We start from the raw sequence: 23,773 nt of genomic DNA, 5'->3' as shown, positions 1-23,773 counted from the left end.
CTCCCCTCGAACCATCGCGGAGTTAGAGCCATGACGTCCACGCCCCGTCACGTCCCGGTCGCCATCGTCGGCGGTGGCCAAGCCGGCCTCTCGGTCAGCTATCACCTGCAGCAGCGCGGGATCGATCATCTCGTCTTCGAGAAGCAGACGGCCGCGCACACGTGGTCGAGCCAGCGCTGGGACACGTTCTGCCTGGTCACGCCGAACTGGCAATGCGACCTGCCGGACCATCCCTATGATGGGCCGGATCCGGACGGGTTCATGAGGAAGGACGAGATCGTCGCGTACCTCGAGGGCTTCGTCGCCAAGGTGAACCCGCCGATCCGCGAGGGCGTCGCGGTCACACGCGTCGCACGCGCCGAAGACGGGATCTTCTCGGTCCACACGTCGGACGGCGATTACACGGCGAACGAGATCGTCGTCGCCTCGGGCGGCTATCACACGCCGATCATCCCGCGCATGGCCGAGAAGCTGCCGCCGACGGTGACGCAGATTCACTCGAACCAATACCGGAATCCGGCCCAGCTGCCCGAGGGCGAGGTCCTCGTGGTCGGCTCCGGGCAGTCCGGCGCGCAGATCGCCGAGGATCTGCACCTGGCGGGCCGTAAGGTTCATTGCGCGGTGGGCGATGCACCGCGCTGCGCCCGGTTCTACCGCGGTCGCGACGTCGTCACGTGGCTCGCCGATATGGGCTATTACGAGATGACCGTCGACAACCATCCGCTGCGCGACGGCGTTCGCGACAACACCAATCACTACGTGACCGGTCGCGACGGTGGCCGGGATATCGACCTGCGCCGCTTCGCCAAGGAGGGCATGAAGCTCTACGGCGTGCTGGACGATTATGACGACGGGACGCTGCGATTCCGCGACAACCTCAAGCGTTCACTCGAGGCGGCCGACCGGACATACAACGGCATCAACGCGGCCATCGACAAGTACATCGCCGAGAACAACGTCGACGCTCCGGTACAGGAGCATTACACCCCCGTTTGGGAACCGGACGAGCCCGTCACCGGCCTCGCCCTGGCGGGCTCGGGCATCACCGCGATCGTCTGGTGCATCGGCTTCACGCCGGACTTCCGGTGGCTCGACGCGTCCGTTTTCAACGGTGCGGGGAGCCCCAAACACAAGCGTGGCGTGACGAAGGAGGACGGCGTCTACTTCATCGGACTGCCCTGGCTGAACACCTGGGGCTCCGGCCGCTTCGGCGCGGTCGGCCGCGATGCTGAATTCGTCGCGCAGGCCATCCAGAAACGCCTCGGCGCTGAGCGCTTCGCCCTGAAGTTCGCCGTGTAGGCCGGGCGCCCCCGGGGCGGCGCCTCCATCGCTTCCTCTCCGATGCGGGGGAATGAAGCCCTGAAACCTGCTGCCGCGCCGCCTTCCAGAGGCGTGCGGGCGATGGCCGCTGCGTCTGCCCATCAGGCTCGATGCATCCCCCATCGAATGCTGCCCGCTGCAGAATGGGTATGGCGCATCTCCCGACGAATGGTCGGTCGGAGAATCGGCGCTGCAAGAGGCTGACGAGACGCCGCCATCGGGTGTCGATCGCTCAGGCCTTCATCAGCGTAACTCCCGGGTTCCGATGGGCCGCTCCCGTTCGCATCGCCGGAAGACCGGAGCCATACGTTTCCGTACCGGCATTTTGCCAGCCCGGTTGCCGACAAGCGTGCTCTCATTGCAACACGAATAAGTCTCCTTGTATCGACCGCTATTTTTACAGTCGACTCTAAGTCAAACAATGGCACACTCACAGTCGATATGGAAATACGTACAAATTGATCGCGTTTCCATACAAACAAGACCCTCCGGTCCAACAACACAACCTGTCGAAAGCTGCGCCGGGGTTTTTTCGGCGAACGGGAACGCTCGGCCCGCGCCCGGCGAAAAGGGGATTGAGGATGCTGAACAGGATCACGGCAACGCTCGCGGGCGCTGCGGCCGTCGCACTGAGCGCCACGGCCGCCTTCGCCCAAGCAACAACGATTCCGGGCGAGCAGGTCGGCCTCGCCGCCGGCGCGCCGTTGCCCGAGGGCCTCTACGCGGTGGACACCTTCATCTACCGTCGCACCGATCAGCCGTTCTCGCCCGACACCGCGATCAACGTCCCGTTCCTGCTCTGGTCGACCCCGCTGACTCCGCTCGGTGGCCGCATCGAAGCCCTCATCGCGCAGCCCACCGTGTTCGCCTTCACCCGCAACGGCGCCGGCCAGCGCAACAAGGACATCTCGATCAACGTCGGTACCCTGCTCGCCGGCATCTGGGCGTTCGACCTCGGCAACAATTTCGGCGTCAGTTTCCTGGGTGGCGTTCACCTGAACGACCTCGATGCCGGCCGCGGTTCACTTGGGACCGGCTTGTCCGGTACGCCGGTTCTGCCGCAACTCTCGTCGAACACCTACCGGTTCGGCGTCGCCGGCAGCTATACCGGCGACGGCTGGAATATCACCGCCAACCTGACCGGCAACGTCTACGACACCCCCGGCCGCTTCGGCGGTCCGGTCGGCGCCGCGATCGGCCCGATCCGCCTCTCGGATGCCATCCTGCTCGATCTGACCGCCACGAAGAAGTTCGGGAACTTCGAGATCGGCCCGATCGCCTACGGCGTCTACAATTTCGACACGAGCCAGTTCAGTGCGGCGAGCGGCAATCGCGGCCGCTTCGCGGTCGGTGGCCTCGTCGGCTACGACTTTAAGGCCTTCACCGTACAGGCCTACGTGGCCCGCGACGTGGTCACCGGCGCCCAATACACGAACGCCCTCGGACGGACGCGCGACAACTACTCGACCGATGGCTTTCTCCGGTTCATCGTCCCGCTCTACACGCCTCCGGCGCCGGCTGCGGTGGTATCGCCGCTGGTCCGCAAGGGCTGACGCCCTGTAATCCTTCACCGCGGTCCGGACGGGGCCGCAGTGCGCGCAGTATCGAAGTGGACATCCTTCCCAGGTTCCACGCTTCGATAGGGGCCGAGCGGCCCGGTCTCAACAGCTAAACCCGCTCGGCCCCGCCCATTCATGCTGAGTTGCGCGCCCGCGGAAAATCCTGGGCCAAAGGTCCCCGGAAGCAGCGCAGCGGTCGCGAACAGAGTACGGTTCAAGCTTCGGCAGGTCATCATGGTCGGCGTCTCCGATCCGGGACGGTCGGTGCAGGACGTGCCGTCCATGGTCGTCGTCGACGCGGCGCCGATACATCGGATGCTCGCCGGCGCTCGCCCTAGAGCGTGACCCGGCGACCATGGTCTGCCTATCGGCAGGCAGATCGCGCGCCGCGCCCGACGGTAAATGCAACGCTCCGCCGGGCGGGTGGGCGGCTCAGTCGTGGTGCCCGCATCCGCAACCCGGTGCATGCGTGCCGCCGGGCCAGCGGGACGCCCGGATCACGCTGCAGAAGTTCCCCTTCACGAAGCCCGGCTCCTTGTCGGCGATGACATCGGCCTTGACGTTGCCTAAGGTCGTGTCCGGCTTGTGCTTGATGCCGTCGTAGAAGGCTTGGATGATGTCCTCCTTGAAGTCGGGCGTGCGGGGGAAGGCCGAGACGACCGCCTCCCGCTCGGCGTCCGAATACTCGCCGTGGGTCAGGCCGAGGACATCCATCTCGACGCCTGCCGTCACCAGCGCGACCACCGGGTGCATGTGGACCGGGATGCCAGGTGTGGTGTGGAGCGCGATTGCCGTCCAGACGGTGTAGACGTCCGTCTCCGGCACGCCGTGCGATTCAAGGAAATCGCGGGCGGCGTTGGCGCCGTCCACCTCGAAGCGCTCCTCGGCACTGCTGTGGTCCGGCATCAGCCCGAGGTCGTGGAACATGGCGCCCGCATAGAGCAGCTCACGGTCGAACGTCAGCCCGCGATGGACGCCGGCCAGCGCCCCGAACTGATAGACTCGGCTCGAATGGTTGAAGAGCAACTCGGTCTCGGTGTCGCGGACGAACGCGGTGATCGCCCGGGCGATCGTGCTGTCGGGGATGGCGGCCTCGGAATGGATGCTCACGGCGGATCTCCTTTGCGTCGGTCGTCCCAATGAGCTACGGGGCTTCCCGTGTGGCATCAATCGTCTTGTTGCGACGATTTCTGCCATCGTACGCACATCGTCAGCCATGGAGCCTGCATGGCCCCCCGATCCGTCGCCGTCCTGGCGCTTCCCGGTGTTCAGCTCCTCGACGTGGCCGGCCCCCTCGACGTCTTCGCCGAGGCGAACGCGCAGAGCGGCCGGGATGTCTACGACCTGGCCATCATCGGGACGGAGCCTGGCCACATCATCTCGTCGTCCGGTCGCGGCCTGGTCGCGGATCTGGTTGCACCCGGTGCCGAGCTGACGCGCCTCGACACCCTCCTGGTGGCGGGCGCACCCCGGATACAGGAACTCCTGATCCGGGCCGATCTCCTGGACTGGCTCCGGCGGGCCGCGGGGCGCTGCCGGCGCTACGGCTCGGTCTGCAGCGGGGCGTTCCTCCTGGGGCACGCGGGCCTGCTAGACGGCCGCCGGGTGACGACGCACTGGGCCGTGGCGGAGGTGCTGGCGGAGCGGTTTCCTGAAGCGACTGTTGAGCCGGACGCGATCTGCCTGTTCGACGGGCCGCTGCGAACCGCGGCCGGGGTCACGGCCGGGCTCGATCTCGCCCTCGCGCTCGTCGAGGAGGACCTCGGCGCGGAGATCGCACGCCGGGTCGCGGCCCAACTCGTCATGTTCTTCAAGCGCGGCGGCGGTCAGATGCAATTCAGCCGTCGTGGCGTCAGCGCCCCAACCGGCCGCTCGGCCCTGCAGGAGGTGCAGCGTTGGGTCGCGACGCGCCCTGCCGAGGATCACGGCGTCGACCGCCTCGCCGAGCGGGCGGGGATGAGCCCTCGCCACTTCGCGCGCCTGTTCCGGGCCGAGGCCGGTCTCACGCCCGCTGCCTACGTCGAGAATGTCCGGATCGAGGCCGTCCGCCGGCTCCTTGAGACCGAGGATGCCCCCCTGAAGCAGGTTGCGGGTGCCTGCGGGTTCCGCGACGCCGACACGCTCCGGCGGGCGTTCGTGCGCCGAGTCGGCACGACGCCGGCGGAATACCGGCGCAGACACGCACCCGCCTGACGGCGGACTGATCGTCGCGCGGGCTGCAGTGCATCCGCTTCCTGGCTGTGATTGCCCGACAGAAGACCAGCCGCTTTCGGCCATGAACGGCGGCACAGGCACCGGGATTTGCCCACGTGAGGCACAGCCAGACGGGGGATTGCCGTCGATCGGGATCAGGGGCCCGGCAGAGCTATGGGCGGAGCCGATCCTCCCGGTTCGGGGGAGGCATACGGAGCGGCCGGTCTGCTAGGCCGCTGCACGACCGGCCATGTAGCTGCGCCAGCCGCCGAACTGCGTGATGTCGGCCGCACCCGTGACGCCGGCCGCCTCGACCAGGAATCCCTTCGGCGCCGTCCCGTCTGCGAGCCGCACAGTGCCGATACCGAGCGGTGCCGGGATGCCGGCCACGAAGGTCGCGAAGGCGACGGGCGGCAGCGCCCAGACCTCCGTCTCGATCGCACCCCCTTCGCCGGCGCCCACCCGAAGCAGGCCCGGGCGCTGCGGCGGCCCGCCCGGTAGGACGTAGAAGCGATAGTCCGGTTCGGTCGTGACCGTGCGCAGGTACCGAGCGCCGCGCTCGGCCAGTTCCCGGTTCAGGGGTAGACCCGACAAATGGGCGCCAACGACCGCCAACTCGATTTCCCCCGGACCGGCCTGGACCGAGCCGAGTTCGACCTCGGGCACGGGCATCGTGCCCGCGCCGATCCGGCCGGCGGACGCGGCGTGCAGGCGGGCGCCCAGCGCCACGAGCAGCCCGTCAGACCCGCGGGGTGCGAGAAGCGTGATCCCGGCCGGAAAGCCGTCGGCGCGGAGCCGCCCCGGGACCGCCAGAGCGCACCAGTCGAGCAGATTGACGAAATTCGTATAGGTCCCGAGTTCGCTGTTCGGCCCGATGGGATCGTCAACCAGCGCCGCGCAGGTTTGCGGGCGCGGGTAGGTCGGGACCGCCAACACGTCGACGCGGTCCCAGACCGCGTCCGCTGACCGGCGCAGCTCCGCCAGGCTGTAGAGCCCGGCGAACGCGTCTGCGGCGCTGTAGCGATGTGCAGCGCCGATCACCGCCCGCGTTGTCGGATGCAGGATCCCGGGGCGCGTCTCCATCACCGGGCGGATCGCCGCGTAGCGCTCGGCGACCCACGGCCCGTCGTAGAGCAGCGCCGCGACGGCGAACATCGGCGCGAAATCGATGGGGACCCCCTTGCCGGCGAGCACTTCGAGATCGGCGACCGTCGCCGCGAAGGCCGTTCGCGAAAGTCCGTCGCCACCGAACCGAAGACCCGCTGCATCCGGCACACCCAGGCGCAGGCCGGGGGGAAGTCCGGACGGCGCCGCGGCTACGGGTAGCGCCCGCGACCAGGGATCGGCGCTGTCGGGACCCAGCATCACGCGGAAGGCAGCGTCGGCATCGGCGACGGTGCCGGCGAAGACCGACAGCGTATCGAGGGTCCGGCAGGCGGGCAGCATGCCGCGACTCGAGACCGACCCGAGGGACGGCTTCAGACCCACGATGTTGTTGAGCGCCGCCGGCACCCGCCCCGAGCCCGCCGTGTCGGTCCCGAGGGCGAAGGACACGATCCCGTGGGCCACCGCGACGGCCGAGCCGCTGCTGGAGCCTCCGGGCACATAGGCCGGATCGATGGCATTGCGCGGAGCCGGATAGGGCGTGCGCAGGCCGACGAGCCCGGTGGCGAACTGGTCGAGGTTGGTCTTGCCGATGAGGATCGCCCCGGCTGCGAGGAGACGTGCCACCGCGTAGGCGGTCTCGGCAGGGGCGTAGGCGAAGTCCGGACAGGCGGCGGTGGTCGGCAGACCGGCCACGTCGATGTTGTCCTTGACCGCGAAGGGGACACCCCAGAGGGGCATCGATACGGGATCGAACGGCGGGAGCGCCGCCGCCTGCGCCTGCACCTCGGTTTCCGGCACCAGCGCGAGGAAGATGCCGGGATCATCGACCGCGGCGAGCCGCCGGTAGCATTCGGCCACGACGTCGAGCCGATCGAGGCCCGCGGCATAGGCGGCATGCAGGAGCGGAATCGTCGGGAATGGGGGCACGACTGCTCCTCGTCTCAGACCGGCGCGAAGGTTCAGGACTCGTCGCCGGTGGCGCGATACCAGTCGAGGATCTCGCCACCCTGCATGAAGACCACATCGCTGCGCGCCGCGAGAGCATCGAGCAGACGTTCGAGCAGGCCGATGCGGTGCGGGACGCCGGTGATGTAGGGGTGGATCGCAAAGCCCATCACCTTGGCGCCACCGAGTGGGCCGGGGCCCGCCGCCTCCGTGGCGAGGCGGTCGAGGTTGATGAGGGCCCGGTCCACGAACTCGTCGGCGCGGTGGTGCTGGATGGCGAGCAGCGGGATGTCATTCAGTTCGACCGAGTAGGGCAGCGCCACGAGGGGACCGGTGCGCGTCGCCACCCGGCACGGGCGGTCGTCGACCACGAAGTCGCCGACATAGTCGAGGCCCGCGGCGTGGAGGTGATCGGGCGTGTCGAGGGTCTCGGTGAGGCCCGGCCCGAGCCAGCCCCGCGGCGGACGCCCGGTCACGTCCGCGATGGCCGCAAGCGTGCGGGCGATCATCCCCGGCTGGTCCTCGACCCGGTGCGTCGGGACTTGGTGGAAGCCGTGGGCCATGAACTCCCAGCCGGCCTCGTGGGCCGCCTGAGCGATCCGCGGATACGCGGTGCAGACCGAGCCGTTGATCGACAGGGTCGGGCGGATACCGCGGCTGGTGAAGGCGTCGAGGAAGCGCCAGAAGCCGACCCGCATGCCGTACTCGTGCCACGCCCAATTCGGCAGATCGGGCAGCAGGCTCGCTGCGGTGGGGGGCACCAGGATCTGGCGCGGCATGGGATTGTCGATCAGCCAGTGCTCGACATTGACCACGGGCCAGACGGCGACGTGCTTCCCGCCGGGCAACGTCAGGCGCGGCCGGTCGATGGTGGCGCGGTAGGCGAGGCGGTTCTCGGGCCGGCGGGGATCGTCGGGGCCCGTAGCCATCAGGCGGCAGCCTTCGGGGCGTGATGACTGTGGAGCTGCGCGGCCAGCATGCGGCGCAGATCGTTGAAGGCCGGGCTCGACACGTCGCGCCGCCGCGGCAGGCCGACATCGTACACCGCCTCGATCCGGCCGGGGCTGGGCGACATCATCACGATGCGGTCGGCCAGGAAGATCGCCTCCTCGATGGCGTGGGTGACGAACAGGACCGTCAGCCCCGTGCGCGACCAGAGGTCGAGCAACTCGTCCTGCAGCCGCTCCCGGGTCATGGCGTCCAGCGCGCCGAACGGCTCGTCCATCAGCACCACCTCGGCCTCGTTGGCGAGCACCCGGGCGATGGCGACGCGCTGCTTCATCCCGCCCGAGAGCTGGTGCGGGTAGGCGTCCGCGAAGGCCTGTAGGCCGACGAGCGTGCTGTAGCGTTCGGCGATGTCGCGCACCTCTGCGGCGGGCCGGCCGCGGGCCTTTGGGCCAAAACCGATGTTGTCGCGCACGGTGAGCCAGGGGAACAGGCCGTAATCCTGGAAGACCATGCCGCGGCTCGGCCCGGGACCGGCGATGGGCTGCCCCCACATCACGGCTTCGCCCGAACTCGGCGTCTCGAAGCCGGCGGCCATGCGCAACAGCGTCGACTTCCCGCAGCCCGACGCGCCGAGCAGGCAGACGAACTCCCCGCGGGAGACGGTGAGATCGGCCTCGCGCAGGGCCTCGATCCTGCGGCCGCCGACCGCGTAGGTCTTCGAGACCGCGCGCATGTCGAGGATCGGAATCGTCGGATCAGCCATCGGAGTCATCCATGGGTCGGGCTCCAGGCGAGCAGCCGCCGGCCCAGGAGCATGACCAGCCAATCGGACACGAAGCCCGCCACGCCGATCACCGCCATGCCGCAAATCACGATCTCGGTGCGCGAGAGCTGGCGCGCCTCCATGATGATCGCCCCGAGACCGGTCTGGACGCCGGTCATCTCGCCGACCACGATCACCACCCAGGCGAAGCCGAGGCCGAGCCGGAGGCCCGTGAAGATCGACGGCAGGGACGCCGGCAGCACCACCCGGAGGAACTGGGCCGGCCCGGTGCAGCCCAGCATCGCCGCCGCCTCGAACAGGCGTGGCTCCACCGCGCGGACTCCGAACACGGTGTTGACCAGGATCGGGTAGAACGCCCCGAGGAACACCAGGAAGAAGGCCGAGCGCGGCCCGAGCCCGAACAGGATCATCGCCAGCGGCAGCCACGCCGTGACCGGGACCGGCCGCAGGACCTGCAGGACCGGATCGAGGAGTGCCCGGATCAGCGGGATGCGGCCGATCAGCAGGCCGAGCGGCAGGGCTGCTGCGGCCGCGAGGGCGAAGCCGCCGTAAACGCGCCCCAGCGAGGCCGCGAGATGGGTCCAGAGGGTGCCGCTGAAGGCATCGTCGTTGATGCCGCCGACCGCGAGATCCCGCATCTCCGCCCAGACATCGGCGGGGGGCGGGATCAGGCTGTAGGGCCGGCCGGCGGTGGTGAGCTGCCAGACCGTGAGAAGCACGGCCGGCACGATGCAGGCCAGCACCAGCCGGCTCAGGCGCGCGAGCGCGACGCCGGTCCGGTCGGTCCGGGGCGCCGGCGGCACGGTCGCCGATACCGGCAGCCCGCCGACTTCGATTCCGGTGCTCACGCCCGCCCCATGGCATCGACGAACCGTGTGTCGATGAAGCCGGGCTCGGGCAGGCGCTTGATCTGCTTGAGCGCGAGCATGTGCTGCGCGTAGGCACCGGCCTGCCGGACCTCGTCCGGCCCAAGGCGCCAGGTCAGCTCGACGTTCGGCGCCGAGAGTTGCAGAGCCTCGCGCTTCTGGCCTAGCTTTGCCACCGCCATGGCGATCATCGCGTCGCGGTCGCCGGCCGCGAAATCCGTGGCCTTGCGGTGGATCTCCAGCATGGTCCGGACGAGATCGGGTCGCTCGGTCAGCGTGTCGCGGTGGGCGCCGAACACCATGTTCAGGGCACCCATCTCGGTGCCGTAGGGATACTCGACGAGCTGGCCGATGCCGGAGGCGAGACTGACGCCGGGTCCGGGCTCGGCGCCGACATAGGCATCGACATCGCCGCGCGCGAGCGCGATGTGCATCTCCGAAAAGGAGATCCGCACAGGCGTGATGTCCTTCACGGACAGGCCCTCCATGCGCATCCGCTCGAGGACGAACACCTCCTGGGTGCTGCCGGGCCAGATCGCGACCCGCTTGCCGCGCAGGTCCTTGATCGCGTGGATGTCGGAATCCTTCCTGGCGATCACCGCCATCCCGCGATTGCAGGTCGAGGCGATCACCACGATCGGTTCGCCCGCGGCGGCCCCGAGGGTGGCAGCGGCGATGCCGAAGGTGCCGAAATCCACCGACTTGGTGACGACGGCGTTCTTGCACTCGGTCGGGCTCTCGAAGGGAACCACCTCAACCGTTACGCCAGCCGGGGTGAAGCGGTCGTAGAAGCTCGGCGCGATCGAGTGGATCAGCTTGAGCGACCCCATCCGGATCGTGACGGGCGCGCCCTGGGCGCGGGCGCCGCACAGGGGTCCGAGGGCGAGGCCGGCCCCGAGACCGGCCAGGAGGGTGCGTCGGCGGATCATCGAACGGCTCCTGCAGGGTCCTGATCGCACCGATGCTAGGCGCGCGCCCTGTTGCAAGGAAGTGCTATTCCCTGAGCGTGCCGTTGCATTCTGGGCAACGGCACCGGAGGATACCGGTGTGAAGCGTCTGCGCACCCTCACATACGTCGCGGAAGTCGCCCGCGCCGGGTCGATTCGGCGCGCGGCGGAGCGGCTGAACCTGACGCCGTCGGCCCTGACCCGGCAGATCCAAGAGCTCGAATACGAGCTGGGCACGCCGATCTTCGAGCGCCTCCCGCAGGGGATGCGCCTCAACGCGGCCGGCGAGCTCTTCGCCCGTCACATCCGTGACCAGGCGGCGGATCTCGACCGGGTGCGATCGCAGATCGCCGACCTGTCGGGGGTGCGCCGGGGACATGTGGGTCTGGCTTGCAGTCAAGCCTTCGTCACGCAGGTGGTGCCGGAGGAGGTTGAGGCCTATCGCGCCAAGTTTCCCCAGGTCGGCTTCACCGTCCAGGTCCGCGACCACGCGCAGGCGGTGACCGCCCTGGCGGCATTCGAAGCGGATCTCGCCCTGATCCTGCAGCCGCCGCCCTCGGCGGAGCTGCATCTCCTCTTCTCCGGTCACCAGATCCTGTGCGCGCTGATGCGCAAGGGACATGCGCTGGCGCGGGAGACCGGACCCGTACGGCTGCGCGAGTGCCTGGCCCATGCCCTGGCGTTACCCGACCATTCGCTCGCCATCCGCCACCACATCGAGCATGCGCTCGCGCGGCGCGGGGTCGAGCTTCGCCCGGTCGTCGAATCGGGTTCGCTGGAGTTCCTGCGCAATCTCACTGCGCGGGAGGACGTGATCAGCTTGCAGATCCCCAGTGGAATCCCCCAGGATGCGCGCCTGCACAGCCGTCCAATCGACGTCCGTGATCTGACGCCGATGACACTGGTCCTCGCGCAGCTGCGCGGGCGGTCACTCTCCGTGGCTGCGGCGAAGTTTGCCGATCAGCTTGTTGCTCGGCTGAACCGGGACGCCGCCTGACGAGTCGTACCGCCCGAGGGTGCCAACGGTGGTCGATCTCGGGCCTCTCGGCTTCGAAGGACCAGAGGCCACGACGATGGGGGTCTACAGAGAGATCCGTCCATGAGCGTGGTCACATCGAGCGGACGGAAAGCCGAACAGCAGCCTCGCGCCCAAATCGGCCTTCCGCGCCGCCCTCTGCGCTCTCGAAGCGGACCCCGGGTCGGGGAGGGGTCACCGCCTGTGAACACATCAGGTTCGACAGGGTCTACGCTCGCCGTTTGACCCCATGACGAGCCAGGAACTTGGCCACGGCTTCGTGGACCCCGACCGCATCGCCGGGGGTGTCCCTCGCCCTCCCGTGGCGCTGCCCGGCATCACGCTCGCCACCGCGATGATGTGGGCGTCGTACACAGTGCCGTGGGCGATCCCGGCCGACGATCTCGACCGCAGCGCCGCGCCGGGTGGCGTCGCCTTCATAGGTGTCGTGGGCGTGCCCGGCGGCGCCTTCAACCCTATCATCCTCGGCGTGAAGATCGCGACGGGCAGCATGGTGACCGGCATGTCGGTGATGGGCAGGCTGCTGGCGGTGGGGGCATTGGTGATGCCGGCCAACCAACTGCCCCGCCCTGCTTGACCGCGGAGCCGCGTGACCGACGGCCGACACGTCCCTCAGGGGGACGCCCTTCGTTTCAGGGCCCCATCACCGAGCGGGAAGAGGCGACGGAGAAGACGATGCGTTTCTTCGACGGACACAACGACAGGCTCGGTACGTCCCACGTCACCGCCTTTCCTCGACCCATACGCGTTCCGCGGCGAGCCGCTGCGCCTTTAAGGTGCCCTTAAGCTGAGGGGCGCGGAGACCCTGTGCCGGCCCTTTGGGCTCCGGCTCAGCGGAACCTTCGATCCGATGCCTCAACACACGTTATCGTCTCCGAGCCGCCGCGGCCTCCTGTCGGCCGCCGCCTTCGGCGGGATCGGCCTGCTCGCCGGCAGAGCTCGCGCCGACACCTTCGATTTCCATGTCCCGGGCGGCCCGAGCACCCGGCCCATGACCACGACCTATCCCGAAAAGGGGCGCATGATCGTCCAGCGCACCCGACCGCCTTGGCTGGAGACGCCGTTCGACGTCTTCGACACCGGTGTGTTCACCCCGAACGATCGGCACTTCGTCAGCTGGCACTGGGCCACCTTCCCGACCCGCGTCGACACCGACAGCTTCGCCCTGAAGGTCCACGGCCTCGTCGAGCGGCCGCAGGCGCTGTCGCTGCGTGAGTTGATCCACGATCTGCCGCGCTTCGAGATCGCGGCGGTCAGCCAGTGCGCCGGCAATTCGCGTCTCTACGCGCAGCCCCGGGTCGCCGGCGCCCAATGGGCGAACGGCTCGATGAGCAACGCTCTCTATGCCGGTGTGCGCCTCAAGGATGTCCTTGATCGCGCCGGCGTGAAGGGCGGCGCCACCCATGTGCAGTTCGGCGGCCTCGATGAGCCGCTGCTGCCTGACGCACCGAAATTCGTGAAGGCCCTGGACATCGATCACGCCCGCGACGGCGAGGTCATGCTGGCCTTCGCGATGAACGGCCAACAACTGCCGATGCTGAACGGTTTCCCGCTCAAGCTCATCGTCCCCGGCTGGTCGGCCGTCTACTGGATCAAGATGCTCGACGACATCGCGGTGACAGACCACCCCGATCCCAGCGTCTGGACCACGCGGAGCTACCGGGTGCCGGACACGGCCAATTACACAGTCGAGCCCGGACAGAAGGGCTTCGGCATGGTCCCGATCACCCGAAACCTGCCCCGCTCGTTCGTGACCAATCTCAAGCCGGGCGACAGCGTCCCGGTCGGGGCCCCGCAACCGGTGCGCGGCATCGCCTTCGGGGGCGACCGCGGGGTCGCCGCGGTGGACCTGTCGCTCGATGGCGGCCGGACCTGGCAGCCCACGACCCTTGGCAAGGATGAGGGCACCTACGGCTTCCGGCAATGGCAGGCCACGATCAGCCTCCCGGCGCGTGGGGCGCACACCGTGATGGCCCGCTGCACCAACACCGACCGGGTGATGCAGCCGATGCGGCGCGTCTGGAACCCGGGGGGCTACATGTCCAACCAGGTCGAGACCCTTGACCTCGTGGCGGCCTGAGGGATGAGCGCGACCATGTCCCGATCCCTCATGTCCCGATCCCTCCGCACCGCCCTGCTGGCCGGCCTTCTTGCCGGTTCCGCGCCGGCCCGCGCCGCCGCGCCGCTGGAGCTTCGCCCGACGCCCGAGATCGACTTGCCCTTCGGCGACGATGTCGGTTTCCCCGCCGGGCCGGGCTCCGACGTCATCGCGTCGAACTGCACGGCTTGCCACTCCGCCGACCACACCCTGAACCAGCCGGCCCTCTCCCGGGAGGAGTGGCACGCGGTCGTCGACAAGATGATCACCGCCTATAAGGCGCCGATCACGCCGGAGGATGCGCAAGTGATCGTCGACTACCTCGCCCGGGTCAAAGGCGAGCCGTAGCGGGCGGCGCACGCCTGGCGAGCCCGGGGCCGAAGATCGCGCTCGCCTTGAGGCCGGGGCCACCGCCCCGTCCGTCGAGGTGCAGGCGGGCGCCGGATTGCTCCAGCGCCATGGTGACAATCGAGAGGCCGAGGCCGCTGCCGAGCTTCGCCCGCCGGCTGCCGCGCACGAAGCGCCGGATCACCAGGGCCCGCTCCGCCTCGGCGATGCCGGGCCCCTCGTCGGTGATCGACAGGGTGGCGCCTCCACCCGCACCGAGCGCGGCGTCCCAGGTGATCGCCCCCTCCGGCGGGGTCATCAACAGGGCGTTCTCCATCAGGTTGCGCATGGCCAGGTCGAACAGGTCCTCGTCCATGTGGATCTCGAGCCCGGTGAGGGCGGGCGCGAGGGCGACGCGCTCCGGCGTCGGCACGCCGCCCATCCCGGCGATCAGGTCGCGCAGGCGCTCCTCCACGGGGATCCAGGCGATGGCTGTCGGGCGCCCGCCGCTGTCGAGGCGCGAGACCGTCAGGAGTTGCTCGACGAGGCGTGCCGATTGATCGACCGCGCGCAGGGTCTGGGCGAGGGCGGCGTCCCGCATGGCGGCCCCGGGTGCCTGCATGGCCACCTGCACCTGCGTCTTGAGGCCGGCCAGCGGCGTCCGCAACTCGTGCGCCGCATAGGCCAGGAAGGTGCGTTCGTGTTCGCGCGCCGCCGCGACCTTACCGAACAGCCGGTTCAGCGCATCGACCAGCGGTCGGATCTCCGACGGCATCCGACCGGTCTCGACCCGCTCCAGGTTGTCGGCATCCCGGGCGGCGAGGTCGCGGGCCGCGCGGTTCAGCGGCCGCAGGCCCCGGCCGACGCTGAGCCAGATCAGCGGCGCCAGGATCGGCAGGACGCAACCGGCGGTGAACAGCAGGCTCTCGACGAGGCCGTGCTCCAGTTGCCGCCGCTGCCCGAGATTGTCGCCCACGAGGATGCGGAAGCCCTTGGCCGGGTCGGACAGGGCGTAGACACGCCAAGCTTGACCCTCGACCACGCGGTTCGAGAACCCTTCGTGCTGGTCCGACAAGACCGGATCCGGCGACCCGTCCGAGGCGCCGATCAGGCGCCCGTCCAGAGACCAGATCTGGCAGCTGAGGTGACGGTCGTAGCTCACCACCCGCGCGAGCGCGTCGCCCTCTCCGCCCGCCTGCCGCGCGGCCCCCGCCCGGGCCGGCGTGAACAAGCTGTCGACCATGCGGGCCGCCTCCATGAGGCGGCGGTCGAGGATGCTCTCGAACTGGGCGCGGCTGTCGACGTAGGTCCAGGCGATGGCGGCAAGCCAGACCAGCCCGGTTGCCGTGACCAGGGTGGCGAACAGGCGCATGCGCAGGGAGTTCACGCGCGGTCCTCCCGGATCCGGTAGCCGAGGCCGCGCACGGTCTCGACCGCGTCTCGACCGATCTTGGCGCGCAGATTGTGGACATGGACTTCGAGCGCGTTGCTGCCGATCTCCTCGTTCCAGCCGTAGAGGCGCGCTTCCAGCTGGCTTCGGGACAACACACGGCCGGGCCGCTCGATCAGCGCCTCCAGCAGCGCGAACTCGCGGCGCGAAAGGTTGAGCGCGACGCCCGCCCGCGCGACCAACCGGCTGCTCAGCTCGATCGTGAGGTCGCGCCACACGAAGGTTGCAGAGGCGCGTCCGGCCGCCCGCCGGATCATCACACGAAGCCGGGCTGCGAGTTCGCCTAGGTCGAACGGCTTGCCCATATAATCGTCCGCGCCACGGTCGAGCCCGGCGATCCGGTCGGCAACGGCGTCGATCGCGGTGAGGACCATGACCGGTGTAGCGTCGTCCCGCGCGCGAATGTGGCTGAGCACGTCCAGCCCGGAGCCGTCGGGAAGCATCAGATCCAAGATCGCCGCACTGTACTGCGTCGCATCAAAGATCGATACCGCATCCCCGCATGTGGCGACGCAATCCGCGATCATTCCGTGCAAAGACAATCCTGAGACCAGGCCATCCGAAAGCACGGGGTCGTCTTCGAGAACGAGGATGCGCACAGAACCTTCGCTTCAGGGTTGTGGCATGCGCTGCGATCGCATCGAAGTACCACGCTGGGGGTGGCTTGGGGCAACTTTATGGGTTCGGGCTGCGGTCGCGTCCCCGACGGCGCGCTGAACGGCACGCCTTGGCGGCTCCCTCGCGATAAAAGAGCGGCTTCAGATCGGCTACATCCCGGATCGCCCTCTAGCCGGACGAGCAACGAGACGGATGTCCGCATCCACGGAGTCTACCTGACCGGCTTCCAAGGCCGGGATGGGTCGCAACCTTTCCGTGCGCTTAGGCTGAACTCAACGCAGGCGCATCGGTTCGGCTGGCTGAGCGTCATGAGCTACGGCTTTTGCCCCGGCGGCATAATCATTGCGGTGTCCGGGTCGGACACGTCACCCTCTTGTTGCTGGTCGAGCGTCAGCTTGGACGCCAGGTCTGGCACCTGTCCGTTCGCCAGCTGCTGTGCTGCCACGACCTGCTTGTCGCGCGCCTGCTCCGCCGTGAGCTCGCCGCGAACCACCGCGCGGGCTAAGTTCAAGCTCAGGACGTTCTCGGCCTCACTGGCGCCGTAGGCCGTGAGCGTACCCCGCGTGCGGTCCGGGATCACACTGCCGTTGAACGTCGCAATGGCGCTGAAGAGATTGAGCGAAACCTTGTAGGGCAGGCTTTGCTCCAGCACGTCGCTGTGTTTGGCCGGGAAGTCGTGCTCGGCTCCGACCTTGTGCACCACGGTTCGGATCCATGGTCCGTTCCGGTGCCAGATCATCATGGTAGCGGTTTGCTCCTGCGGTGCGCCGTACTTTTCGGTCACGGCCTCCGCGGCTTTCCGCGAAGGCGCGGGCCAGTCCTGCGCAACGCCCTCGGCGGCCCCTGCGTGACCGGCAGACAACGCGAGCACGAATGCGAGGGCGCAAAGGCGGATCTGCGAGGACATGCGCATCCCTGACGGTGCTGGTGGCCGCTCGGCCCGGTGCAGCGATTGTCGGCCGCTGTCACGCCGTCGCGTTGCTCCGGATCTACGCCGGGTATAGGCCGAGCACATAAGAATGGTTCCACGGAGACACCCGATGGCGCAGCAGATGTCGCTGGACGTGAACGGGCGCGCGGCGCAGGTGAGCGTGGACGACCCCGATACGCCGCTCCTCTATGTGTTGCGCGATGATCTCGGCCTGCATGGTCCACGCTTCGGCTGCGGCCTGGGCCAATGTGGCGCCTGCACGGTGCACATCGACGGTCAGGCGGTACGCTCCTGCATCACCCCGGTCTCGAGCCTGAAGGCCGGCGCCAAGGTCGTGACGCTGGAAGGCCTCGGAAGCCCCGAGCAGCCGCATCCGATCCAGGCCGCCTTCATCGCCGAACAGGCCGCGCAGTGCGGCTACTGCATCAACGGCATGATCATGCAGTCGGCGGCCCTCCTCAACGAGACCCCGAAGCCCGACGAGGCCGCGATCCGGCAGGCTTTGGCGCAGAACCTCTGCCGGTGCGGCACCCATCTGCGGATCGTGCGCGCCGTCCAGCGCGCCGCTGGCACGCTCTGAGGAAGGTCACCGTCATGAACGCACCCCTCCTCTCCCGCCGCGGCCTGCTCCTCCAGGGCGGCGCGCTGGTGGTCGGCTTCTCGCTGCCCGGCCGCCGGGCCGAGGCGCAGACCTTCGCGCCGGTCGCCACCACCGGCTTCTCGAAGCCCGTCGCTCCGGACCAGGTCGACAGCTTCCTGGCCCTTGGTGCCGATGGCCGCGTCACGATCTTCTCCGGCAAGGTCGATCTCGGCACCGGCGTCGAGACCGCGATGGCACAGATCGCAGCCGAGGAACTCGATCTCCCGCTCGACCGCGTGACCATCGTCCAGGGCGACACGGCGCTGACTCCGGATCAGGGGCCGACCTATGGAAGCCTCTCGATCCAGAAGGGCGGCGTCGAGATCCGGCAGGCGGCGGCGACCGCCCGCGCGCGCCTCGTGCAAATCGCGAGCGAGCGGCTCGGCGTGCCGGCCGACGCGCTGGTGAGCGAGAACGGCACCGTCCGCCCGAAAGCCGGTGGCCAGGGCCTCTCCTACGCCGACCTCGTGAAGGACGGGCGCCTCGACCTCAAGGTCGATCCGGCGGTCAAGACAAAGGACCCGGCGCGGTTCGCCCTGGTCGGCAAGCCGGTGGCGCGGATCGACATCCCCGAGAAGATGACCGGCCGCTTCACCTACATGCAGGATTACCGCGTGCCCGGCATGGTGCACGCCCGCGTGGTCCGCCCCCCGGCCATCGGCGCGGACCTGCAGAGCGTGGACGAGGCTTCGGTCGCCAACATCCCGGGCCTGATCAAGGTGGTGCGCCAGGGCAACTTCCTGGCCGTCGTCGCCCAGAAGGAATGGGCGGCCATCAAAGCGGCCGGACAGCTGAAGGCGACGTGGTCCAAGTGGGAGGGGCTGCCCGAGCAGGACAAGCTTTGGCAGCATGTCCGCGCCACGAAGGTGACCAAGGACGACGTGACGAGCAGCACGGGCGATGCCGAGGCAGCGCTCGGCCAGGCGGCCCGGAGGCTCGAAGCGAGCTACGACTTCGCCATCCATACCCACGGCTCGATCGGTCCCTCCTGCGCCATCGCGGAGCTCAAGGACGGGCTGCTGACCTGCTGGACCGCCTCGCAGATGACGCACGCCCTGCGCAAGCAGCTCGCGGCGATGATCGGCCTCGCGCCGGAGGCGGTGCGCTGCATCTATGTGGAGGGCTCAGGCTGCTACGGCCGCAACGGCCACGAGGATGCGGCCGGCGACGCAGTCCTCCTCGCCCGCGCGGTCGGCCGCCCCGTGCGGGTCCAGTGGTCGCGCGCGGACGAGCACGGCTGGGATCCGAAGGGACCGCCGACCCTGATCGACCTGAAGGCCGGGCTCGACCAGCAGGGCAACGTCACCGCCTGGTCCTCGCAGTTCCACATTCCGGAAGGGGCCGCGGGCAACGTGCCGTTGGTGGCGGCCTCGCTGGCCGACCTGCCGCACGAGACCACGATGGCGCCGGGCAACATCATCGGCAACTCGGCGCTGCCCTACGCCTTCCCGAACGTGCGCACGGTCTGCCACCGTCTGGCTTCGACGCCGCTGCGGCCGTCCTGGATCCGCACCCCCGGGCGTATGCAGAACACCTACGCCAACGAGGCCTTCCTCGACGAATGCGCGGCGGCGGCCGGCGCCGATCCGTTGGACTACCGCCTGCGTGCGCTCAAGGACCCGCGCGGCATCGAGGTGCTGAAGCGGGTCGCGGAACTCGCCAAGTGGCAGGCCCGCCCCTCGCCGGTGAAGGACGTCGCGGGCGACGTGCTGCGCGGCCGTGGCATCTCCTACGTGAAGTACGAGCTCAACCGCACCTATGTGGCCGGCGTGGCCGAGGTCGAGGTCAATCGCCACACAGGGCAGGTGCGGGTGCCGCGCTTCTTCGTGGTCCAGGATTGCGGGCAGATCATCAACCCGGACGGCGTGCGCAACCAGCTCGACGGCAACGTCATCCAGACGGTCAGCCGGGTGCTGATGGAGGAGGTCACCTTCGATCGCGGCGCCGTGACGAGCCTCGACTGGTCAAGCTACCCGATCCTGACCTTCCCGGACGTGCCCGAGGTGGTGATCGACCTGATCGACCGGCCGACCGAGAAGCCATGGGGGGCCGGTGAGCCGTCCGCCGCCATCGTGCCGGCTGCGGTTTCGAACGCGGTCTTCGATGCGACCGGCGTGCGTGTGCGGTCCGTTCCATTCACGCCGGCCAAGGTGCGGGCAGCCTTGCAGGGTGCCTGACCGGCCGACGGACGCGGCCGTTGAACCGGATCGCCGCGCCCGTCAGATTGCACAACTCACACCAGTGACGTGGCCAGCGTCGTTGGGCTTGGCGACCGTCCGGTCGAGGAAGCCCGTCCGAGGCGGCCGGGAGGTCCAGGCGAAGCAGGTCGAACGGCGGCGGCAGTCGCCCCTACCCAGCCCGACAGGGTCGACGAGGCCAAGTCCACCCCGTCACGAACGTAGATCTCGGCCCGGCGGTAGAGCGCCCGATGATCGTCGCACCTCGCCACCGCACTATGGGCCAGCAGCCTGGCTCCGGCGCGCCCACGGGCATTGACATGATGCCGGTCGGGGGCACCTGCACCATGCCTTCTCAGAGCTGGCACGCGAACGCCTCGCGCACGTGCCGGACCCTCTTGAAGCGGCTGGGCACGCAATCGAGGGTCTTCCTCACATCCTCACCGATCCGACGCAGTACCCCACGGCAGGACGGGCAGGCGCAGGGGCCGGGATAGATCACGCTCTCGCGCGACAGGTGATCGGGCAGGGGACCGCGGGCTGGCCTAGCGCGGGAGGCCGCGTCGACCTCCGACGGCTCGGTGGCGAGTTCGGGGTGCTCGACGCGTGCCTTCAGCTTCTCGGACGAGACGCCAAACTGCACACGCTTGTGACGCGCGGGTTCGCTGCGCAGCTCCTCGATCGGCGAGTTGGCGTGGACAGCTTCCCGCGCCATGCCGACGATCGTGCGCTTGAGCGTATCGACGTCACCGGAGAGTGAGCCAGGATCTAGAGCTCACGCCGTGCCGACCGGCGCGCATGCCCGTTCCGGCACCCGAGCGTCAGCCTGCGAGGCAGGGCCCGTCCGCACGCACCGGGACACGCCAGCCGATGCCTTCCAGCAGCATCGCGAGCTGCGCTGGCGTCAGCGCAGCGGCCGCCCCCGCCGTCGCCGGCCAGACGAGGCGACCCCTCTCCGGGCGCTTGGCGAACAGGCTAAGGCCCTGGCTGTCCCGCGATAGCACCTGGATCGGGTGCCCCTGCCGCCCGCGGAACACGGAAGCCGGTCCCGGGAAGGGATTACGCGCGCGGTGATCCCGCACGAGGCTGGCCAAGCCGTCGAAGCCCTTGCGCATGCTTTGAAGCCGTCGTCGTCGGATCCTCCGCCTCGGCGAGGATCGCGCGCTTCTGCCCGGGCGACCAAGTCCGCCGCGTTCCCGCGACGACGATGTGAGAACCGGTCGCCACAGGTCCAGGCACAGGGTCGATACAGCGCCATCGCCTGTATCCAGATCCAAGCCTTATCCCCGCAAGGCAGCCGTCACCGAGCGCTTACGCTCGCTCAGCCGCCGAGCAGCGCGCGGTGCTGGTCGGCGGTGAGGGCCATGAGCGGCGGGCACAGGCGCAGCCAGCCGTCCTCGCCCGTCGCCTGCGCGATGAGTGCCTTGATCGCGGCCATCTGGCGGGGGCCGACGGTGCGCTCGCGCTCGGTCACCACGCGGGCCTGCGCGGCGGCGACCTCGTCCGCCTGCGAGGGGTCGGCATAGTGCCGGTAGACGAAGGCGAGGTCCGCCGCGCAGAGATTCGACGTGGCGGTGATGCAGCCCGCGGCGCCCTTCGGCAGCAGCGGCAACAACAGCGGGTCGGCGCCGGTCAGCACGGCGAAGCCGGGGAACCGCTCGATCATCGCCACGTGGTTGGCGATGTCGCCAGAGGAATCCTTGATGCCGGTGACGGTCTCCGGGTAGCGCGCCCGCAGCCGCTCGATCAGGTCGTGGGAGATCGGCACGCCCGAGACTTGGGGGATGTGGTAGAGGACGACGCGAAGCCGCGCATCGCCGATCCGTTCGATCACCTCCGAGTAGGCGGCGAATAACCCGTGATCGGTGACGCCCTTGTAGTAGAAGGGCGGTAGCATCACGACCGTGTCCACGCCGAGCGAGAGGGCGTGCTTCGTCAGGTCAATCGTCTCCGAGATCGCCGCGACGCCCGTGCCGGGCATCAGCTTGTCCGGGGCGACGCCGGCCTCGACGGTCGCCTCCAGCAGAGCCTGGCGCTGGGCCAGCGAGAACGAGTTCGCCTCCCCGGTCGTACCGAGCAGGGCGACGCCGTCGCAGCCCTGCGCGATGAGCCGCTTGGCATGAGCCACGAAGCGTGTGTGATCTGGGGCGTAATCGGCCGTCAGCGGAGTGGCGGCGGCGCAGAACACGCCGCGGGGATGAAGGGCGGGATCAGTCATCGCAGGAGCCTTCAGTAAGCGGCGCGGTAGAGTGAGAGGATGTCGGCGCGGCTCATGTCCCGCGGGTTGTTATCAAGGAGCCTGCGGATGGCGTGGGCCTCGCCTGCCATCGCATCCAGATCGTCCTCCGGCACGCCGATGCGCGACAGGCGCAGTTCCACGCCGAGATCGGCGCAGAAGCGGATAGCGTATTCGCGGACGGCGGCCTCGTCGGCGCTGGCCGGGGCACCGAGCGCCTGCAGCACGAGCGCGGTCTTGTCCGGCACGGCGGGCGCGTTGAACGCCAACGTGTGCGGAAAGATCGCCGCGCAGGCGAGTCCGTGGGCGACGTGGTGCCGGGTACCGAGCGGATAGGCCACGGCGTGGCCGGCGGTGGTGTTCACGGGCCCGAGGCAGAACCCGCCGTACAGGGAGGCCAGCGCCAGCCCGGCTCGGGCCTCGCGGTCGGAGCCGTCGGCCACCGCCCGCGGGAGGTAGCGGCCGACAAGGCGCGCGCCTTCGAGGGCGTAGAGATCGATGGTCGGGTGCGCCTTGCGGCTGGTGAAGGCCTCGACGCAATGGGCCAAGGCATCGACGCCCGTCGCGGCGGTCACGGCGGCCGGGACGGTCATCGTGAGATCAGGGTCGATCACCGCGAGGTCGGCGAGCATGTGGCGGCTCTGCACCGCGAGCTTGGCCTGCGCCTCCGGGTCGGTGACCAGGGAGCGCGTGCCCGCCTCGCTACCGGTGCCGGCGGTGGTCGGGACCTGGACGAGGCCGATCCGGCGGCCGAGCACCTTCTCGGGGCCGACCACGTCGCGCAGGGTCTGGCCGCTGCCCGGCAGGACCGCGACGAGCTTGGCGAGATCCATGGCGCTACCGCCGCCGAAGCCGATCACGCAATCGGGCCGGACTTCTTCCGCCAGGGCGAGGACCGCGTCGAGGTTCGGGATATCCGGCTCGGGCTTCACCGATCCGAACACGGTGACCTCGCCGGACAAGCCGAGGAGGTCCGCCCGGCCGGCGTTGAAGGCATCGGCGACCACGAGCGGGCGGCGGCAGGCGCGCTCGGCGAGGAAACGCGCGACGCGGGACAGGGTGCCCGCGCCGAAGACGATCTCCTGTGGCCGGACGAGGTCGATCGGTGAGGCGATGTTCATCCTGGTCCTCACGCCACGTGGCGGGTGGCGGCGAGCTTCTCGGCATACTCGATCGCCTCGATCAGGCTGCGCTCGTTGGCGATCCCCTGGCCGGCGATGTCGAAGGCGGTGCCGCTATCGACCGATGTGCGGATGATCGGCAGGCCGAGGGTGATGTTCACCCTCGACAGGTCCATCCACTTGCCGGTGTCGGGATCGATCTCGCACCCCAGGAGCTTCACCGGGATGTGCCCCTGGTCGTGGTACATGGCGACCACCGCGTCGTATTGGCCGGCGAGCAGCTTCACGAACACCGTGTCGACCGGCACCGGGCCGTGGATGTTCAGCTCGTCGGCATTGGCCTGCGCGATCACCGGGGTACTGACATCGATGGCCTCGCGCCCGAACAGGCCGCCCTTGCCGGCATGGGGGTTCAGCCCGCCGTTGCGGATCTTGGGCTTGGGATGCCCCGGGCGCTCAGGGCCGTTGTC

24 protein-coding genes are annotated in these 23,773 nt (G+C 69.2%); 9 read left to right on the top strand and 15 right to left on the bottom strand.

Annotated elements, in window-relative coordinates; all coding sequences use genetic code 11:
* The first annotated feature begins 30 nt into the window (after window positions 1-30).
* Both MKK69_RS18560 and MKK69_RS18555 read left to right on the top strand, forming a co-directional pair.
* The gene (locus MKK69_RS18560) at window positions 31-1,299 is read left to right on the top strand and encodes an MSMEG_0569 family flavin-dependent oxidoreductase (RefSeq protein ID WP_243970242.1); all 1,269 of its coding nucleotides are present in this window, start codon (window positions 31-33) and stop codon (window positions 1,297-1,299) included.
* A 602-nt stretch (window positions 1,300-1,901) separates the two neighbouring features.
* On the top strand, window positions 1,902-2,873 hold the full coding sequence (locus tag MKK69_RS18555; RefSeq protein ID WP_243970240.1) for a transporter: 972 nt from the start codon (window positions 1,902-1,904) through the stop codon (window positions 2,871-2,873).
* 438 nt (window positions 2,874-3,311) lie between these two features.
* Here the strand turns inward: MKK69_RS18555 and MKK69_RS18550 are convergent, their stop codons facing one another.
* Window positions 3,312-3,989, bottom strand: a complete 678-nt coding sequence (locus tag MKK69_RS18550; protein ID WP_243970238.1) for an HD domain-containing protein — start codon at window positions 3,987-3,989, stop codon at window positions 3,312-3,314.
* A 117-nt stretch (window positions 3,990-4,106) separates the two neighbouring features.
* Between MKK69_RS18550 and MKK69_RS18545 the strand changes: the two genes are divergently transcribed.
* Window positions 4,107-5,072 carry a GlxA family transcriptional regulator gene (locus MKK69_RS18545; protein ID WP_243970236.1) on the top strand — a complete coding sequence of 322 codons (966 nt, stop codon included), beginning with the start codon at window positions 4,107-4,109 and terminating at the stop codon, window positions 5,070-5,072.
* Window positions 5,073-5,300: 228 nt separating this feature from the next.
* Here MKK69_RS18545 and atzF read toward each other — a convergent pair whose 3' ends face one another.
* From atzF to MKK69_RS18520, 5 genes are read right to left on the bottom strand one after another with little or no spacing between them, the layout of a single operon-like run.
* A complete protein-coding gene (gene atzF, locus MKK69_RS18540; RefSeq protein WP_243970235.1) occupies window positions 5,301-7,106 on the bottom strand; it encodes an allophanate hydrolase in 1,806 nt (601 codons plus the stop codon).
* Window positions 7,107-7,138: 32 nt separating this feature from the next.
* The gene (locus MKK69_RS18535; protein WP_243970234.1) at window positions 7,139-8,053 is read right to left on the bottom strand and encodes a polysaccharide deacetylase family protein; all 915 of its coding nucleotides are present in this window, start codon (window positions 8,051-8,053) and stop codon (window positions 7,139-7,141) included.
* Complete coding sequence (locus MKK69_RS18530; protein ID WP_243970232.1) at window positions 8,053-8,835, bottom strand: ABC transporter ATP-binding protein; 783 nt, start codon at window positions 8,833-8,835, stop codon at window positions 8,053-8,055. The genes MKK69_RS18535 and MKK69_RS18530 overlap by 1 nt, the downstream gene beginning before the upstream one ends.
* A gap of 5 nt (window positions 8,836-8,840) precedes the next feature.
* The gene (locus MKK69_RS18525; protein ID WP_409564834.1) at window positions 8,841-9,704 is read right to left on the bottom strand and encodes an ABC transporter permease; all 864 of its coding nucleotides are present in this window, start codon (window positions 9,702-9,704) and stop codon (window positions 8,841-8,843) included.
* Window positions 9,701-10,651, bottom strand: a complete 951-nt coding sequence (locus tag MKK69_RS18520; protein WP_243970230.1) for an ABC transporter substrate-binding protein — start codon at window positions 10,649-10,651, stop codon at window positions 9,701-9,703. The genes MKK69_RS18525 and MKK69_RS18520 overlap by 4 nt, the downstream gene beginning before the upstream one ends.
* Before the next feature lie 118 nt (window positions 10,652-10,769).
* Between MKK69_RS18520 and MKK69_RS18515 the strand changes: the two genes are divergently transcribed.
* The 4 genes from MKK69_RS18515 (at window position 10,770) to MKK69_RS18500 (ending at window position 14,151) form a co-directional block, all read left to right on the top strand.
* Window positions 10,770-11,666, top strand: coding sequence for a LysR family transcriptional regulator (locus MKK69_RS18515; protein WP_243970228.1), 897 nt, complete (start codon window positions 10,770-10,772; stop codon window positions 11,664-11,666).
* Window positions 11,667-11,934: 268 nt separating this feature from the next.
* Window positions 11,935-12,282: a hypothetical protein gene (locus MKK69_RS18510; RefSeq protein WP_243970226.1), complete on the top strand. Its 348-nt coding sequence runs from the start codon at window positions 11,935-11,937 to the stop codon at window positions 12,280-12,282.
* Between the two features lie 273 nt (window positions 12,283-12,555).
* Entirely contained in the window at window positions 12,556-13,785 is a 1,230-nt protein-coding gene (locus tag MKK69_RS18505; protein ID WP_243970224.1) for a molybdopterin-dependent oxidoreductase, read from the top strand.
* A 30-nt stretch (window positions 13,786-13,815) separates the two neighbouring features.
* Window positions 13,816-14,151, top strand: a complete 336-nt coding sequence (locus MKK69_RS18500; protein WP_243970223.1) for a cytochrome c — start codon at window positions 13,816-13,818, stop codon at window positions 14,149-14,151.
* Here the strand turns inward: MKK69_RS18500 and MKK69_RS18495 are convergent.
* The 3 genes from MKK69_RS18495 to MKK69_RS18485 all read right to left on the bottom strand — a co-directional run bounded on the left by MKK69_RS18495 (window position 14,135) and on the right by MKK69_RS18485 (window position 17,105).
* Window positions 14,135-15,517: an ATP-binding protein gene (locus MKK69_RS18495; RefSeq protein ID WP_243970221.1), complete on the bottom strand. Its 1,383-nt coding sequence runs from the start codon at window positions 15,515-15,517 to the stop codon at window positions 14,135-14,137. The two genes, MKK69_RS18500 and MKK69_RS18495, sit on opposite strands and share 17 nt — an antisense overlap.
* The gene (locus MKK69_RS18490) at window positions 15,514-16,179 is read right to left on the bottom strand and encodes a winged helix-turn-helix domain-containing protein (RefSeq protein ID WP_243970219.1); all 666 of its coding nucleotides are present in this window, start codon (window positions 16,177-16,179) and stop codon (window positions 15,514-15,516) included. The genes MKK69_RS18495 and MKK69_RS18490 overlap by 4 nt, the downstream gene beginning before the upstream one ends.
* A gap of 332 nt (window positions 16,180-16,511) precedes the next feature.
* Window positions 16,512-17,105 (bottom strand): hypothetical protein, encoded by a 594-nt coding sequence (locus MKK69_RS18485; protein ID WP_243970216.1) that lies wholly within the window; start codon window positions 17,103-17,105, stop codon window positions 16,512-16,514.
* 133 nt (window positions 17,106-17,238) lie between these two features.
* Here MKK69_RS18485 and MKK69_RS18480 point away from each other — a divergent pair, with 133 nt between their 5' ends.
* Together MKK69_RS18480 and MKK69_RS18475 are read left to right on the top strand one after the other, a co-directional pair.
* On the top strand, window positions 17,239-17,709 hold the full coding sequence (locus MKK69_RS18480) for a (2Fe-2S)-binding protein (protein ID WP_243970214.1): 471 nt from the start codon (window positions 17,239-17,241) through the stop codon (window positions 17,707-17,709).
* 14 nt (window positions 17,710-17,723) lie between these two features.
* Window positions 17,724-19,946 (top strand): xanthine dehydrogenase family protein molybdopterin-binding subunit, encoded by a 2,223-nt coding sequence (locus MKK69_RS18475; protein WP_243970212.1) that lies wholly within the window; start codon window positions 17,724-17,726, stop codon window positions 19,944-19,946.
* Window positions 19,947-20,002: 56 nt separating this feature from the next.
* Here MKK69_RS18475 and MKK69_RS31365 read toward each other — a convergent pair whose 3' ends face one another.
* The 6 genes from MKK69_RS31365 to MKK69_RS18450 all read right to left on the bottom strand — a co-directional run.
* A complete protein-coding gene (locus MKK69_RS31365; protein WP_409564833.1) occupies window positions 20,003-20,314 on the bottom strand; it encodes a transposase in 312 nt (103 codons plus the stop codon).
* Window positions 20,302-20,661: an IS66 family transposase zinc-finger binding domain-containing protein gene (locus tag MKK69_RS18470; protein ID WP_243970210.1), complete on the bottom strand. Its 360-nt coding sequence runs from the start codon at window positions 20,659-20,661 to the stop codon at window positions 20,302-20,304. Before MKK69_RS18470 ends, MKK69_RS31365 begins: the two co-directional genes overlap by 13 nt.
* A 106-nt stretch (window positions 20,662-20,767) precedes the next feature.
* A complete protein-coding gene (gene tnpB, locus MKK69_RS18465) occupies window positions 20,768-21,061 on the bottom strand; it encodes an IS66 family insertion sequence element accessory protein TnpB (protein WP_243970208.1) in 294 nt (97 codons plus the stop codon).
* 206 nt (window positions 21,062-21,267) lie between these two features.
* A complete protein-coding gene (locus MKK69_RS18460; protein WP_243970206.1) occupies window positions 21,268-22,164 on the bottom strand; it encodes a dihydrodipicolinate synthase family protein in 897 nt (298 codons plus the stop codon).
* Between the two features lie 11 nt (window positions 22,165-22,175).
* Window positions 22,176-23,303 carry an iron-containing alcohol dehydrogenase gene (locus tag MKK69_RS18455; protein ID WP_243970204.1) on the bottom strand — a complete coding sequence of 376 codons (1,128 nt, stop codon included), beginning with the start codon at window positions 23,301-23,303 and terminating at the stop codon, window positions 22,176-22,178.
* An 8-nt stretch (window positions 23,304-23,311) separates the two neighbouring features.
* The coding region (locus tag MKK69_RS18450) for a PdxA family protein (RefSeq protein ID WP_243970202.1) at window positions 23,312-23,773 on the bottom strand (462 nt) is incomplete at its 5' end.

This window comes from Methylobacterium sp. J-026, from assembly GCF_022829585.1.
Taxonomy (GTDB): Bacteria; Pseudomonadota; Alphaproteobacteria; order Rhizobiales; family Beijerinckiaceae; genus Methylobacterium.
This window is presented reverse-complemented; position numbering and strand designations above follow the sequence as displayed.